Here is a 17,490-nt window from a genome sequence, read left to right on the forward strand (position 1 = left end):
TTGGAACGGCATTCATGTAAGACATAAGGGTTCAAATAAAGCTTGAATTTAGATCATGATTTGCAGGTAAGTTTTTAAATATTTGATATACAGTGGTTTGAGTATGTATTTAATGAGGGTATTACTTCATTATTTGTTGTTGCTTCCCCTGATGAGTCAGTAATCTATTTTTTTTGATTAATGATTAAATAGGAAAAAGACAGATTTTTTTCATTGACATCGACTAGACAGATTTAATTTTAAGAGTGTGACACTCATTACAAAATTTTAACATAAATTATATGGAAGAAATGAAGTTTTCAAGATTTTCCCCTTTGGAAATGTTCATCTTTTTTCTGAGTCTATATCTATTTGTATGCACAGATTCTACAGAAATACCTAAAAGTTTTGCGATATCTTTACTAGAAAAATTTAATTTGATTAGGGCACAAATACGCTTATCGTTTTGACTTAATTTTGGGTAATCGGTGTTTAGTTTTTGATAAAAATCATCGTTAATAGAAGTAAATCTCAATTTAAACTCTTCCCAGTTGTTTGCATTATTTTCAATTGAGGCCGACTTAAGAATTTTATTCATTTCTGAAGCTTTTATATTTCCGCCTAGTTGACGTAGTCTCGTTTTTATATCTTTAATAAATTCGTTTTTCTGAACCAGTTGAAGCGCACTTGCTGCTAACTCTTTGTTTTTAAGTTCAATTTCATCTTTAGCTTTTTGAACTTCAATTTCCTTATTTTTTTGAATTAATTCTTTTTCATGTTTATGTTTGGACCTAACTTGTCTTAAGTAGGTTAAACCAAAGATGATAATGAAAATAATGGCACCTACTAAGAGAATGCGTTGTAAAAACTGAATTTTACTTTCTTGATTCAATTTATCTAATTTTTGATTCTGAATCAATTGAGTTTGTCTTTCTTTTTCCAAGCGTACTTCATCCTTAATCTCTAAGACTGACCAATTATTTTCACTTCTACTATCAAATAATTGTGTATTTAAGTCCTGGGCTATTTTATGGTTTTCGTATGCTTTTTTGTAATTGTTACGGGTTAAATAGACCGCGGTTAATTTCTCATAAATTAGTATGGAAAAGTCGATGTGACTATTATAAGTTTTAGAGACTTCTAAAGCTTTGTTGTAAAAACTAATGCACTCTTCAAAATTTGACAACTTTTTATGGATATCTCCCCAATAGGTATAAACCAATGTAAGATAAGATGGTTCGTTTTTGAAGAACCACGGCTCGATCTCTCGCATTATTTTACGAGCCTCATGAGTTTTATTTTCTTGAGTAAGTACATAGGCTTCTTCAAATCTTAGGAAAGCATAGTTGTTTGAGTCGTTTTTCGTATAAGTAATAAAACAACTGTCTAAGTAAGTACGTGCATTTTTTACATCGTCAAATTCTCGGTAAGTACTCGCAAAGGTATAATATGTTTTAAGTAAATCAACCCTGTCTAGTTTGTTTTTGGCTAATAAATCTTTTTTAATCTGTAAGGACGTGTTGAAGTATTTAAAAGCATCCACTTTGCGCTTATAAAAGCTATACATCCTTCCTAAACTTAAATATAAGTTCGATTTTAATAAGTCATTTTTAATGTCCTCACATAAAATTAACGCTGCCCAATGATTATCGTAGGCTTTAGCATAATTGGCAATATTTCCATAAACATCGCTAATTACCATTAATGATATGATGGCTTGAATCGTGTCACCTTGTTTTAATTGCTTTTTATGATTGGCCTTGTATAGCTCAATAGTCTGTTCTGAATTTTTATAACCAGTCTTTCTGACTTTTTTTAATTCGGCGCTTAAAAGGATATCAGTAGAATCTTTTTGAATATTTATAGCACTAATGAAGCAAGGAGATAGAAGGATGACCGTGCAGATTACATTAGCGAAATGTTTAATTCTTATCATGGAATAGATTTAATTTGATAAAATTAATTCATTATTTTAAAAATTTCATAAAAAACATTAGTATTTAGTTTTACTTCTTGTTTTATGGTAGGAATATTATTTCATATACCATTATATATAGGATTTTGTGTTCGAACTATTTTTTGTGGAATTAGATATAAGAAGAAATTTAAATTGATTGTTAAAAATTAATTGGAGTATAATTTATAAACTTAAATTAGAAATGTTCATAGAACAGAAGTTGTGAGTAAGTATTTTTGGATCAAAATGAAGTTAAAAAAGCCAAAAGTGATACAAATGTTTACATATGTTTTATAAGCTCCCAGTTTTTTTTTTTACTTTTAAAGTATTAACATGGGGTATCAAATATTGATTTCTAAAGATTTAAATGAAACGATAGTTGTTCCTAATGTTGAGTAATTATAGTTTTTTCATAAAGTTAGTTGAGTTTTTAGTCAATTCAATCCTGCAATTTTTAGTTTACTTTGCAGGATTGTTTTATTTATGAACAGACGTTTTTGATTTGTTACAAGCTTAATATGAAGTATTATTATATTGTTAACGACCGGACGAACTTTAATGTGTTTTTAACTTTTTGCATAAGGTCTTAAATTAACTCTCAGTAGTAAATCATCTGCAACAATAAATAGATATCTGCCATCATCAGTGAATTCGCAATTACCAGCAGCAATGTCTGTTCTTATCGTACCTAGGTGTTTACCTTCGGGAGTAATAATTAAAACACCATCAGGACCTGCAAAAAATAAATTCCCATGCTTATCCAGTTTTATGCCATCGGGACATTGTTTGCTAATACTTTTTTCTCTAAGTTCAGTCACATCAAAAAGTAATCTTCTATTACTAATTTTCCCTGGCGAAAGTATATCGTACGCAAATATTTTTGGGTACTCCGTGTTTGAATCTCCAATGTAAAGTGTTTTGTTGTCATGAGATATGGCAACACCATTAGGGAATTTTATGGACTTATCTAATAAGATAACATCTCCTCCGTCTTTCGGATAAAAAAATAAACCGCTAAAGCCTAAATCACTTTTAGCATTTTTCAATCCATATGTCGGATCAGTGAAATACATATTACCTTCTTTGTCAAAAGTTAAATCATTGGGTGAATTAAATTTTTTCCCTTTATAGTTAGTTACAATGGGTTTGAATTCTGGATTTAAAGAATCTTTTAAGCTAACTAACTTGCTAATAACTCGATCACCTTGTTGGCAGAGAATTAAATTGCCCTGTAAATCTAAACTTAGGCCATTTGCACCTTTTCCACCCCTAGTCCAAGGGTCAATTTGAGGTCCTGTATAACCTGATGGCTCTAGATAAAGGCTTAATCCCTTTATATCATTCCATTGATAAACCTTATTTTCTGGCACATCAGTAAACAATAAAGTTTTCTTATGTGGTAGCCAAACGGGGCCTTCAGACCAATTAAAGCCTTCAGCTACTAAATCTATTCGAGCATGTTTTGAAATTATTGTGTCGAGACCTGGATCTAAGCGTTCAACCCATCCGTAGGTTGGATACTTTTTTAAAGAATCCATAATAACTGTAAATCTATTTTTTATTTGATTTTTGTTATTACCAAATTTAGTAGTATCCAATGGCTTCAGTTCTAACTTATCCTTTTCTATATCATAAAACCTGCCATCGCCGTATAATTTATATTTTTTATTAAATACAAATTCAGCTGGGTTTAAATGGTCTTTTCCTGCGCCAGGTTTTGGGTTATAACTCATATAAACCCAATCCCTTCTATTTACGGTTTCTCCTTTTATTAAAGGCAGGAAACTTTCTCCATCGCTAAAATAGTTATCTGGAATTTTCGTCCCTGCAGCTTCCAGAATAGTAGGTAAAAAATCTATAGCATCAATAAATTCATCGGTAGTTTTATTCTCTTTTAGTTGTGCAGGCCAATTGGCTATTAGCGGAACTCTTATTCCTGCATCTGTGGTTAAACCTTTCCCTCCTTGAATAATTTCCTTACCTTTTTTAGAGTATATGGTTTGATGTGTGCCATTATCAGAATAGAGTAGAATAAGTGTATTATCTCTTATTCCTCTTTTCTCTAAGTTGTTTATAATATCTCCTACAATTTTATCTGCATACTCCACCATATGTTTGTAATACGAAGTATTATTTTCAGACCTTTTTTCTGGGTTTTTCCATATATCGCTATTTGGTGTTGGAGAAAAAGGATCATGTGTTAAAACCATAGGGTAGTAGATAAAAAAGGGTTTATTATGTTTCTTACTTACATAGTCATTTAGGTATTTTGAAAAAATATCAGGTCCGTAATCCTCATTATTATACTGCAAAAATTTACCGTTTTGATGAATTTTTGGACTTACATATCTGGAGCCTTTATCTTCTGTATGTCCTGTATGCCATAGACAGTATTCGTCAAAGCCTGCATCATCAGCTTTCATACCTGTGCCTCTTCTGTATTCTGAGCCCGCATAGTTAATGGGGTCATAGCTTTGTAGTTGCCATTTCCCAACGATACATGTAGAATACCCTGCATCTTGCATCAGGTGTCCAAATGTTTTTTGATTGGGATCAAGGATACCAAATGAAGTCCAATTTCGGTAATTGTATTTCCCGGTCATTAGTTTTACCCGAGTATTAGTGCAAAGTGGTTGAGCGTAAGCTTGATTGAATTGCATTCCACTTGCTGATAGCTTATTTATATTGGGTGTTTTATATGTGGTTCCTCCATAAGATTCAATGCATTCGTAACCCAAATCATCAAGCATAATAAGTATGATGTTGGGTTTTTCGACAGGTATTTTTGCACTTGGTTCGCAATTTGTGTACGCTAAGAAGAAGGAAATTAAAAAGAGTGTTTTAAGAGCGACAAGAATTCCTTTTTTTCGTTTATTTATCGAGGTTGATTTCATTTTTTTTATCATGTGGCTTGACCTTTTTGAGATATTCACTTGGAAGGACGCCATACTGGTTTTTAAAACATTTTGAAAAATAAGATCCTGTGTTAAAACCAGTCATATACATTATTTCTTTTACGGTTAAACCACTTGTATCTAAAAGCTGCATAGCTCGCTTTAATCTAATATTTCTTATAAATTCGCTAGAAGATAAACCTGTTAATTCTTTAAATTTCATATAAATATTAGAACGGCTAAAGTTCATTTCTTGAACTAAAGTTTCAACATTAAAGCTCGTATTTGACATATGCTTTTCAACAATTTCAATAGCCTGATTTAAGAATTTTTCATCAGTTGAAGTTACGGTTACTTCTTTTGGTTTGAGAACAATTTTCCTATTGAATCGCTTTCTCAAATTATCTCGCTCATTAATAATATTTGTTAGTTTTGTTTTTAGAAAATCAATCTTAAATGGTTTTCTTATATAACTATCAGCTCCTAACTTAAGACCTTCTAATTCACTTTCGTCAGATGATTTTGCAGTTAACATTATGATTGGAATATGGCTGGTCTCTGGTTTAGTTTTAAGGTTTTCACAAAATTCGAATCCATTCATTACTGGCATCAATACATCAGAAATAATTATATTGGGCTGTACACTTTTTGCCATTTCAAGTCCTTCTTGACCATTTTCAGCTTGATAAATGGTATAATCTTCATTTAACATTTGAGCAATAAAATTTCTTATATCTGTATTGTCATCTACGACTAAAAGTATGGGTAGTTTTGATCTGGTTTTTAATAAAACATTATCAATACTTTCGTCATGTTCATCCCTTTCATAAGTTTCGGAAAGTGATGGGAATATGGAGTTATAAATGGTTTCATTATAGTTAAGCGTAACATTGGTATCGTTCTGATAGGTTTCCTCATCTATAGGAATACTAACCGTAAATGTGCTGCCACTTGCCTGAATGAGACCTTTGTGTAACTCAACCAATTTTTTGGTATAATACAGCCCAATACCAACACCTTCTGTGCTTTCTTGCTTACTTTCCTTTTCGGCATAAAAACGCTCAAAAATATAATTGGCCTTATCTGAAGAAATACCAGGGCCCGAATCATCAACTTGTATGGTTATGTAATTATTGTATGGCTCATTTATTTCAGGGATTTCTTGTCGAAATAATTTAATAGTAATACTTCCTTTATTTGGTGTAAATTTGAAAGCATTCGATAATAAATTATTCATAATTTTTTCAATAGCATTTAAATCGAACCAAGTAACTAAAGTGTCTTCAGAAGATTCAATGGTAAAATTGATTTCTTTTTTATGACTGAGAAATTGAAATGGTTCGGTAAGTTCTTTTATAAAGCCGATAATATCTTTTTTAAATAGGACCAAATCCATTTTACCTTTTTCAATTTTTCTAAAACCTAATAATTGATTAACTAATCTTAATAAAAGGTCAGTGTTTTTGTGCATAACACTAAATTGTTGAAAAACCATTTTTCTATCCAAACTATCATAGGACTGCTGCAAATATTCAAGCGGACCTTTAATTAAAGTTAAAGGTGTGCGTAACTCATGCGAAATATTTGTAAAAAACTCCAGTTTGGATTGTTGTAGTTCTTCACCTTTTTCTTTCTCTACGTGTTCTAACTCTAACTGATGTTTTTTAGTTACAGTAATTAATGCATAATTTCTAAAACTAATTAAAAGAATAATAAAGATTATGAAATAAATGAGATAGGCAAGAGTTGTATGCCAGAAAGGAGGGGTAATATTAATTTCAATTTTTGATGGTGTATCATCCCATAAACCATCACTATTCGACGATTTTACTAAAAAAGTATAATTCCCATGTTCTAAGTTCGTGTAGGATGCCAATCTATTTTGGGCTGTGGTATATATCCAATCCTTATCAAAACCTTCTAACATGTAAGCAAACTTGTTTTTATTAGGAGCGGCATAGTGTAAGGCGGAAAACTCAAGTGCAATATTGTTTTCAAAATAATTAAGTTCAATACTTTTTGTATTATTTATGGTGTTAGAGAGCAGAACTTTTTTATTTAAAATTTGTCCGGGCACAACTTGTTTGCCTAAAACAAAAAGATTGGTAAATACTGTTTTAGGCTTATAGGTGTTTTCTTTAAGCTCTTTTGGAAAAAACCTATTAAAGCCATTTATTCCTCCAAAAAGCATTTCGCCTGTACTTTTTTTGAGGCACGCTAATTCTTGAAACTCATTACTTTGTAATCCATTATTAACATCGTAATTTTTGAATATTTCTGTATTTGGATTAAACATGGATAGGCCTTTATTGGTAGAAATCCAAAGATTACTATTTTCATCTTCTAAAATGCCTTTTATAACACCATTTGGCAATCCATCTTTATCGTTATATGATTTAAAATGATCAGGTTGAGCTTTAGTTTTTGGGATAAATTTGTTTAAACCACCACCAAATGTACCAATCCAGAGATCACCTTTAGTACTTTCAAATATTGGTAAAATATAATTATGACTTAAACTACTTAAGTCCCCAGGAATATTTTTGTATACATCAAATTTTGGATATTTTTTTGAAGCTTCTGTTTTCGAAAGCCTACTTAAACCATTACCGGTTGCAAACCAAATATTACCCTTGCTATCTTCGTAAATGTTCCTTATTATATTATTCGAAAGACTTCTTGGGTCATTTGGGTTTTCAGTGAATACTTCTTTATCGTAATTAGTGCCGTCTTTGTTAAGAGTCCAACGATATACGCCATTGGCGTATGTTCCAAACCAAAGTGTATTATTACTGTCTGAAAGAATTGAGAATACCGCCCCAGTTACTTCTCTAATAGGTTTAAATTTGTTGCTTTTTATGTTCTTCGGATTAGTAATATCTAACTCGTACAGGCTTATAGAGTTTTTACCCCCAAGTAAAAGTTTTTTTCTTGACCCTACTTGAATTTCTTCGATTGCAAAAACATTAGGAATACTATTGAATTTGAAAAATTCATTGGCATGGTCTTCTTTTGATTGAAAATTTATTCCACCACCTTCAGTTCCAACCCAAAGATTTCCGTAGCTATCTTCAAAAAAAGAACGTATTTTATCGTAGCTAAGACTTTCAGGGTTAGGTGTTTTTCTAATATGAAGGAACTCATTTCTGGCTGGATCGAACTTGTTAAGCCCTCCTCCATTAGTACCTATCCAGATAATTCCAGTATCATCTTTATACAGTGATGTAATAATGTTTTTACTGATGCTATTGGGATTGGTTGGATCGTATTTAAAACTTTTATGCAATACAGGGAATCCTTTTCTTGGTTGGACTTTCATCCATTTAAGTCCATTGTCACTTCCAGCCCAGACATTATTATTATCTATTAAAATACTGCTAAAATTACCTTCAATTACTTTTTTGAAAGTGAACGTTTTATCATTTATGGTTTGATAATAAATACCAAAACTTGTAGCAAGTATTAGTCGCCCCTCTTTATCTTCCGTAATATCCGCTACGGCTAAATTTGGAAGGCCTAATTCTTTGTTTTGAAATTTGAAATAGAAATCACCGCTTGACTCTCTTGAGAGTTTATATAAACCTCCAAATCCTCCCGTCCATATTTGGCCTCTTGAATCTTGATAAATACTATTAACACTGCTAATGTTTATTTGCGGCATAAAAGGCTCTACATGCGCATTAAAGCTTTGAAATTTAATACTATCAACGTTTTTTTCAAGATTAATAAGGTTTATTCCTTTACTTGTTCCAATCCATAACCTATTCTCTCTATCGGCATATATTTCTGCAACATAATCACTATTTATGCTTTTAGGGTCATTTTTATCATACTTATATGTTTTGAATTTTTCAGTGAGTTTATCAAAAAAAATGAGCCCTCCACCTGTTGTTCCAATCCAAAAATTTCCATTAAAATCTTCTTCAATGTTGAATATTAAATTATTTGAAATACTATTGGGCTTGTTGTTGTCTGGACTAAATACTTTAAAACTGTAACCATCATATCTGTTTAATCCATCATGAGTTCCAAACCACATAAAACCATCTCGATCCTGATGAATGACATTAATATCGCTTTGCGATAAACCATCATCTGTAGTTAAACGTTCAAAATAGTCTTCGTTTTGAGCTAGATTTGTCAGGGTATAACAAAACAGTAATGAGTATAAAAATAGCTTCAATATTTTTTTTGAATTGTAAAATAAAGGATAGTATTTGTTATCGTTTATAATCATTACTACCGTATGATTTTTATTAGTTTTAAACTGTCATTATTTCTAGCAGCAAGAATAGCTTGCTCACGGTGTTTGCCAATATGGATAATTGAAATACCTTTAATTTCTCCTGTAATAAAGAATTTTGATTCATTTGAAGGTAAAATTTCTCCCCCTTTTTTATTTCCTATAACAAGAGCTCCTAAACTTGCGTCATTTCTAGGTGTTTCAACTTCTGAATTATATAAATTGCCACCAACTATTACATCAGAAAAAGCATCTCCATTATAATCAAAAATAGCGAAATCATTTATTGATGAAAACTGTAAGTAATCAGAAAGTTTATGAGCTTTAAAATTCCCGTTTCCTTCATTTTCAATCCAATAATGTGCAAAAGTATTGGCTGTGTAGTGTAACGACTTGCTTAACATGCCTTCACCATAAATATCAATTAAATCTGCATTTGCAAAGGACTCATAGGTTTTAAATCGCTTAGCAATTGCTGGAATTTGTTGTGAAGAACACTCGCGTCCTCTTAGCGGTAGTTTTGCGCCATTTTTTTTATAACTCAATACAATATCAGAAGAGCCGTTTTCATCAAAATCATTGGAGTATACCTCGAAAGGAGCGTTTTTACTCGCTTTATATTTGTAATTCAGTCCTAAATTCCCAGCAAGGTAATCTAAGTCTCCGTCCCCGTCCATATCAACTTTTTTCAAACTATACCACCACCCTGATTGGTTTTCGAACCCGATATTATCAGTTTCCTCTTCAAAATGGTTGCCAGCGTTTTTAAAGAATCTAATAGGCATCCATTCACCAGTGACAATAAGGTCTATTTTTCCGTCTTTGTTATAGTCGTCCCACAATGCTGAGGTTACCAATCCTGGGAATTCTAATTCAGGAGCAATTTCAGTGGTCACATCAGTGAATTTCAAATTCAAGTTTTTACCGCCATCATTCCTTAAAATGGTGCTTTTAGGCGCATGTGGATATCTTCCAGGAATAATTCTACCTCCTGTAAATAAATCTAGATCTCCGTCATTATCATAATCAGATGTAATAACAACTTTTCCACTGGTATAGTTTTCGGGTAAAACGCCTTCGGACTTAACAAAACCATTTTTAGTATTTAAATACAGGCGGTCTTTATAAATAGTTTGCGGCTTATCTAAAAAATTACCACCGCTTACCACGTATAAATCTAAATCGCCATCATTGTCAGCATCGAAGAATTTTGCTCCTGTGTCTTCATGTATGGAATCTTGTTCCCAAGGGCCTGGAGTTAGCTCAAATGTTTTATCGTTTTTTTGTATGTATAAAGCCCCTGAACTTCCAGAAGCGTTACCAATAAAGAAATCCTCTAAACCATCATTGTTAACATCGCCAACAGCAATTCCTGGGCCTATGGTAGAATATTTATGGGGGAGTAGGGGTTCGTGTTCAAAATCATCGTAAACATCCTCTTTATGCGTAAATTTAATTCCGGAAAGATCAGTTATATCTTGAAATTTACGAAAATAGCTTTCGGCATCATGTTTTGGCAAAGTAGCGTTGTTATAGTCAATTTCTAGGAGTTGATTTGCTTTTATATTAGACAATGTTTGAGTATATCCATCAGGCCAAGTAATATTGATTTCGTTTATTAAGTAGGAATTACCAAGACCAAAATGAATTATGGGTTCAACGCTAGATTGATATCCTCTTGTCAGTGTAAGTTCTTGTGTCTGTAGGGTGTTATCTGTTTTTATAGTGACTTTTGAACCCAACCCAGAAGGATTCAATTTGTTACCCGTTAATTTTATTCTCAGATAGTTGTTTTCTTTGCTATTTGATTCATTAATATATATGGAAGCCACTGCATCCATATTATTTACTATCAAATCTAAATCACCATCGTTATCCAGATCAGAAGTTGAAAATCCATTCGAAAACCCTTTTTTATCTAGCCCCCATTTTTCAGTAGTTTTTGTAAACGAGAAATCGCCATTGTTTTTAAAGGCATAATTGGAAATGGGTGTGCTAGGCATTTTGGTGAAATCCTTGTTTTTTTTAGCACCAAAGAAAGCTTCAGCTTTATAAGCTTCGTTTACATCGTTATTATTAACATCGCGTTTTACCCCATTGGAAATAAAAACATCTTTGAAACCATCGTTATCGAAATCAGCAAATAAAGCACCCCAGCTCCAATCTGTGGTTGCCATTCCAGCGTATCTAGCAATATTACTAAATAAGGGGAGGTTTTTATTAGAAATACCGTTATTAAGTTGTAACGAGTTTTGCATGTATTGGTGATTAAAACCTAATTTAATAGCCTGATAAAAAGCACTTGGGCTCATGCTGGCCATATTTGTTTTTGAGCGTTTATAATCCCCTGGTGTCATGTCAACTTGAAGAAAATCAGTTAGCCCGTCATTGTTGAAGTCCGAAGCATCTATTCCCATACCAAACATAGACGTTTGTCTTGATGTTTCTCCTGATACTTCTGAAAAAGTTCCATCACCATTATTTAGGTAAAAATAATCAGGAACATTAAAATCGTTTGATAAATACAAATCTGTATTGCCATCATTATTAAAATCAGAAGCGATAAGACCAAGAGTTAAACCGAAGTTTTGAACACCAGCATCGGTGGTAACATCTGAAAACGTGTTATCTCCGTTATTTCTGTACAAGTGACCTGAATCTTCAAACTTATTGAGATCCATAAACCTTTTATAATACATGTTGCCTTGGCTAACTAAAACATTAGGGTAATTGGCAACAAATAGATCTAGTAGCCCATCATTGTTATAGTCAAAAAAAGTAGATTGAATAGATTTACTTGAATCGGCTATACCATATTTGGCAGCTTGCTCGGTGAAGGTGTTATTTTTATTATTTATATATAATTGATTAGTACTATTCCCTGATTTTCCTGAAACACTTAAATAAATATCCAGATAGCCATCATTATTTACATCGGCCATAGTTGTTCCAGAATACCATCTTGAATCACCTGTTATTCCAGCAGATTCAGTAATATCTTCAAATTTTAGGTTGCCTTTGTTTAGGTATAGTTTATTGGAGACAAGATTCCCTGTAAAATACAAGTCGGTAAGACCATCATTATTAATATCTCCAGCTGAAACACCGCTGCCAAGATATAAGAAAGGGAAGTTAAAATAATTTAGAGTATCGTTTTCAATAATACTGTTTGAAAAGGTTATTGTTGAGCTTTCAGAACTTAGTTCTCTAAAAGATATGGTTTGCGTAGCGGGTTTTTCTTTCTGCTCACATGAAGACATTAATAAAAAATATAAAAAAAGTATAATTAAGTTAGGTCTCAGCATTTTATTACCAAATTACAAATTAGCCATCAATCCAAAACTATGGATTGATGGCTTATTAAACAAACTCTAGATTAAATGATAATATTAATAACCCGGGTTTTGTTTGAAACCTTCCTCGTTGTTATTGCCATCAATTTCAGTTAGAGGAATAGCAAGGTATTCTCTACCAGGTTTGTAAGATCCTGTTCCTCCACTTTCAGATTTTAATTCTGGATTGTCAACTATTCTTGATTTTACTCTACCCCATCTAAGTAAATCAAAATATCTTGTACGTTCAAAAGTAAGTTCTTTAACACGTTCATCGTCAATGTCTTGCATTGTAATTGAGGCGTGAGGTTCTAAATCAACTCTTGCTCTTACTCTATTAATAGCATCAAGGGCCACACTGGTAGAGCCATTTAGCATAAATTCTGCTTCAGCAAACATCAGTAATATATCGGCATATCTAAGAATTCTTAAGTTATTGGCAGCTCCATGCCAACCGCCATCTAAAGATTGTTCTTTGCCATTAAAAGCCCAATCTGCATATTTATTTCCATAAATATTAGTGTCTGTTGAAGAATAAGCATCAACATACGACGTGTTAAGATAAGTTCTAGATTTTAAGTATTTTCCTTCGTATTGGGTTGAATCCTGATAGTTCCAGAAAAAAGTTGTATAAGTTCTTGGGTCTACCTCTCCATTAATGGTTTGCTCATCTAAAAATAAGTCAAGTGCCCATTGGTTTACACGCATTGTGTTTTGATTAGTGTATCCTACAGGAGCTAAATCTGGCTGATATGCTGAACCAGAACCGCTATTGGCATTGTCTGCTCCCCAGCCTTGATTGCCATCGGCAACCATTTGTATTTCAAATAAAGATTCTTGATTATTTTCGAATTCTTCGGTGAAGTTGTGTGCATAGTCATCCATTAGTTTATAGCGACCATCCATAACTTTTGAAAACTCAGCTTTGGCCTCAGCATATTTCTCTTGATATAGAAATACTTTTCCTAACATTCCAGTTGCGGCTCCCTCTGTAGCTCTACCTAACTCATCTGCAGGCCATGATGGAGGCAGTTTGCTTTGAGCCATTTTTAAATCTTCTTCAATTTGCGCCCAAATATCTGCAGGCGGAGCTTGAGGTATTAAGTCTGGTGCTTCTATTTCGCTAACAGGCGATGTTAGTAAGGGCACATTTAAAAAATTGTTTAGCAACTGAAAGTAATTATATGCTCTAATAAAGTAGGCTTCCCCCAAAATATAGTCCTTTTGAGAGGCATCCATTTCTATGTTAGGAACATTGAATAGAACATCATTTGCTCTAGATACTCCTCTAAATTGAGCCTCCCACATCCATTTGGGTGCATTTCTATCTGCAGTAGCATTAAAGGCCCCTGCTGCGGTTCTATCAGAAGTATTAAATCCATTAACTACGTCATCTCTATAATCGGAAAGAAATATTTCAAATCTGGAGTAATAGGTGATAGCAACAAAGGGACTATAGGCACCAATTATACCTTTGTTAGCGTCATCAGCGGTTTTCCAAAATAACGTTGGTGACAGTACATTTGGGTTATTTTGATTTAGTACATCATCTGAACAGTTCGTGTTAAGGGCAAATAATACTATCAGCGCTAGTAACCCCTTTATAATAGTTTTTATTCTGTTTGTATTTTTCATGTTTTTCATTTTTTTAAAAAGAAACTTGTACTCCTAGTTGAATTGTTCTTGGCACTGGATAAGCCCCTTCATCTACACCATTATTGAACTGATTAGTTCCTCCTCTTGAGTTTCTTCCAATCTCTGGGTAATAACCAGAATAGTCCGAAATGGTAAATACATTAGTTCCTGAAAGATATAACCTTATTTTTTGTAATTTAATTTTTTCCATGACATCACTTGGCAGTGTATAGCCAATTTGAGCATTTCTTAAACGAAAGTATGCTCCATTCTCAAGATAGAAATCAGACATTCTACGGTTAAAACCAGGATCTACTTGCGTGTTTCTAGGCACACTGGTATTTGTGTTTGAAGGTGTCCAGGCATTTGCGGCATCAGCTAAATAATTACCGTTGAAGTCAAAATAACCTCTATATATAGTTGAGTTTAATATTTTATTGCCAGATACACCGTTGAAGAAAAGACTTAGATCAAAATTCTTGTAGTCGGCTGAAATATTTAGGCCATATTCGAAATTAGGAATTGGACTTCCCAAATATCTTCTATCATCTTCGTCTAAACCATTTCCTTCAAAATCTTTAAATTTTAAATCACCTTGTTGAGGATTTCCTGATTGATCATTAGCGGCAGCCGCTTCTGCATCGGTTGCATAAATTCCATCTGTTACCCAACCATAAAATGATCCAATTGGTTCTCCAATATCAGTTCTTGTTCCTTGTAACCCGTTTGATGTAAAGCCACCACCAACTATTGGAGTTTGACCTCCTAATGAAGTTACCTTATTATCCAAGGTGGAGAAGTTACCAGTTACGCTAAAGTTAAAGTCGCCAAACGAATCTGCATAGGTTGCTAAAAATTCAAAACCTTTATTCTCTATACTTCCTCTATTAAATGGAATTCTATTAGAAAAACCGGTATATAAAGGTAATTGAATATCCACTAATATATCTTCAGATTTTTTAATAAAGTAATCTAATGTTACACTAAGTTTGCTTTGAAATGCATTAAACTCTAGACCAATATTTGTTGTTTTTGTTGTTTCCCAGAATATATTTGGATTAACTCCTCTAGTAACGGCATATCCAGTTTCTCTTGAGTTTGGGTCTGATGTAACATAAGTACTAAATAGGTTTATAGAAGGCTCAATAACATAAGCATTTACATTGTTGGAACCAATTTCTCCATATCCTGCTCTAAACTTAATGTTAGTCAGTGCATTGAAATTTTGCATAAATTGTTCGTTGCTTAAATTCCAACCAATTGCGAAAGAAGGGAATTCCCCCCATCTAAGGTCTTCTTTAAAGAATGAAGAACCATCACGTCGAATACTTGCAGTAAGTAAATATCTATCATCATAAGTATAATTTAATCTACCAAAGTATGATTGAATTGAAGATGTGATATCTTCACCTGTAGATGATTGTAGGTTTTCTTTTGAGAAAGCTCGCCCTACACTAATGCCATTAGTGGCATTAATAGCGTTCACTCCAAGATATCTTCTGTTATTTTTTTGTTCTGTAAAACCTGCTAATACATCAACTTTATGTTTGTTAAATGTTTTATTATAGTTAAGCGTGTTTTCGATTAGCGTATTTAAAGTATTACTGTTTTCTTCGAAAAATTCTGAAGTGGCCTTATTACTACCATTATAAATAACTTGTTCATCCGGACTAAACCTAAAATTATTTCTTGCTGAAGTTTCAATACCTAAATTAAGTTTATAAGTTAAGCCTTCAATTATTTCGAAAGAGCCAGCAATATTCCCTACTAGTCTATTGTTTTTAATGGTTCTTTCCTCTAAGTTTGCTAGTGCCAATTCATTGGTGATTGTACCTTGACCATAGAAAGCTCCGTATGCCGTTGTAATTCCTCTGTCGGCTCTGTCATCAGAGCTCCATTCCCCTGCATCATTTCTTAACCTAATGGTTGGTAAAAGATTTCTTTCTTTATTGAAATAAACGTTCGGATCGTCAACTGTTCTTGTAAGACCAATGTTAGTCTCCATTTTGAATTTGCCTTTATCCAACCCAGCATTAAGCCTAGCGGTGGTTCTTTTAAACTCAGAGAACTTTACAATACCTTCTCTATCTAAATGACTTAATGATAGTGTAAAGACACTGTGTTCGCCCCCACCTGACATTCTAAGGTTAGTATTTGAAACGCCAGCAGTTTGAAATGAATCATCATATAAATTACTGGTATAATTAGGGTCGAACTCTGTATCGTTTGCTGGTTTTCTTGCAACACCGTCATTATCATTTGCTCGGTTTACAATATCTGCATATTGTCTTGCGTTTGCCCAATTCACCTCGTTTATAACATTTTCAAAGCCATAATTGGCATCAAGCTCAATACTTATTTGTCCTTTTTTACCTTTTTTGGTGGTAACTATTACTACACCGTTGGCAGCACGAGATCCGTAAATAGCAGTTGCAGATGCATCTTTTAGAACAGAAACACTTTCAATGTCATTTGGATTAACCGAATCCATACTGCCCGTAATCATACCATCAATAACAAATAAAGGCCCGTTGTTTGAGAATGTACCTGTACCTCTAATTGTTATAATTGAACTGGCACCTGGTGCTCCACCCTGTTGGGAGACATTTACACCAGCCATTCTTCCTTGTAGTGCCTGTGTGGCATCACTATAAGTATATTTTTCTATTTCTTTTGATCCAACTTGAGCAACAGCACCCGTTAAATCAGACTTCTTTTGTTTTCCATATCCAATAACAACGACTTCATCAAGTTGACTTGCATCTTCAACAAGAACTGCTGTTATCGTTGTTTGTCCATTAACTGGAATTTCTTGAGAAACAAACCCAAGATAACTCACAACTAATATGGCATCACTAGATGCCTGAATTGTAAAATTACCATCGAAGTCTGTTTGCGCCCCATTGGATGAGTCTTTAACCAATACGTTAGCTCCAGCTAATGGTTGATTATTCTGATCGGAAACGGTACCGCTAATTGATAAGTCTTGAGCACTTGCTAGAGCGGTCCCTGCTAGCAATGCTATTAACAACATCAGGAATGGATGTTGAAATTTTAGCTTGAGTAATTTTGTTGATTTCATAAGCTTAAAATAATTTTAGTTTAGTTAATAAATAATATTAAGACAAACATAGCATGGATATGAGTTCGACGATACAACATATCGTCAAAACCATGTAACATATAAATAAATGTCAAGGAATGACGGGTGTTTTTAAAGAATTGTAATTATTTACACACATTATTTTAAGTAAACACATTAAACCTATTGGTTTGTTGGTGTTTTCTTAAAATGAATAAGAAAAGCTTAAGTTTGTGGTTTTCTAAAGAGGTTGTTTTTTAGGAAGAAATTCGCACTAAAAAATCAGATAGAAAAGAAAGGGTTTTCGGAGTCTTGATTACCTAAAATTATTGTTCATTTATTAACCTGTTAGTGTTTTTCAACAGGAA

General features: G+C 33.0%; 6 protein-coding genes. All 6 read right to left on the minus strand.

Translation table 11 applies throughout. The features are described from left to right. Positions 1–277 precede the first annotated feature (277 nt). A complete protein-coding gene (locus Q0857_RS03720) occupies positions 278–1,915 on the minus strand; it encodes a hypothetical protein (RefSeq protein ID WP_298532333.1) in 1,638 nt (545 codons plus the stop codon). 587 nt (positions 1,916–2,502) lie between these two features. Next, positions 2,503–4,830 (minus strand): sulfatase-like hydrolase/transferase, encoded by a 2,328-nt coding sequence (locus tag Q0857_RS03725; protein ID WP_298532335.1) that lies wholly within the window; start codon positions 4,828–4,830, stop codon positions 2,503–2,505. Beyond that, positions 4,808–9,013, minus strand: coding sequence for a two-component regulator propeller domain-containing protein (locus tag Q0857_RS03730; RefSeq protein ID WP_298532336.1), 4,206 nt, complete (start codon positions 9,011–9,013; stop codon positions 4,808–4,810). The genes Q0857_RS03725 and Q0857_RS03730 overlap by 23 nt, the downstream gene beginning before the upstream one ends. A gap of 56 nt (positions 9,014–9,069) precedes the next feature. Further along, positions 9,070–12,333 (minus strand): VCBS repeat-containing protein, encoded by a 3,264-nt coding sequence (locus Q0857_RS03735; protein WP_298532338.1) that lies wholly within the window; start codon positions 12,331–12,333, stop codon positions 9,070–9,072. 129 nt (positions 12,334–12,462) lie between these two features. Continuing rightward, complete coding sequence (locus tag Q0857_RS03740) at positions 12,463–14,040, minus strand: RagB/SusD family nutrient uptake outer membrane protein (RefSeq protein WP_298532340.1); 1,578 nt, start codon at positions 14,038–14,040, stop codon at positions 12,463–12,465. 13 nt (positions 14,041–14,053) lie between these two features. Next, positions 14,054–17,122, minus strand: a complete 3,069-nt coding sequence (locus Q0857_RS03745; protein ID WP_298532341.1) for a TonB-dependent receptor — start codon at positions 17,120–17,122, stop codon at positions 14,054–14,056. Positions 17,123–17,490 lie beyond the last annotated feature (368 nt).

This window comes from uncultured Algibacter sp. (genome assembly GCF_947495925.1).
In the GTDB taxonomy this organism is placed as follows: Bacteria; Bacteroidota; Bacteroidia; order Flavobacteriales; family Flavobacteriaceae; genus Algibacter_E.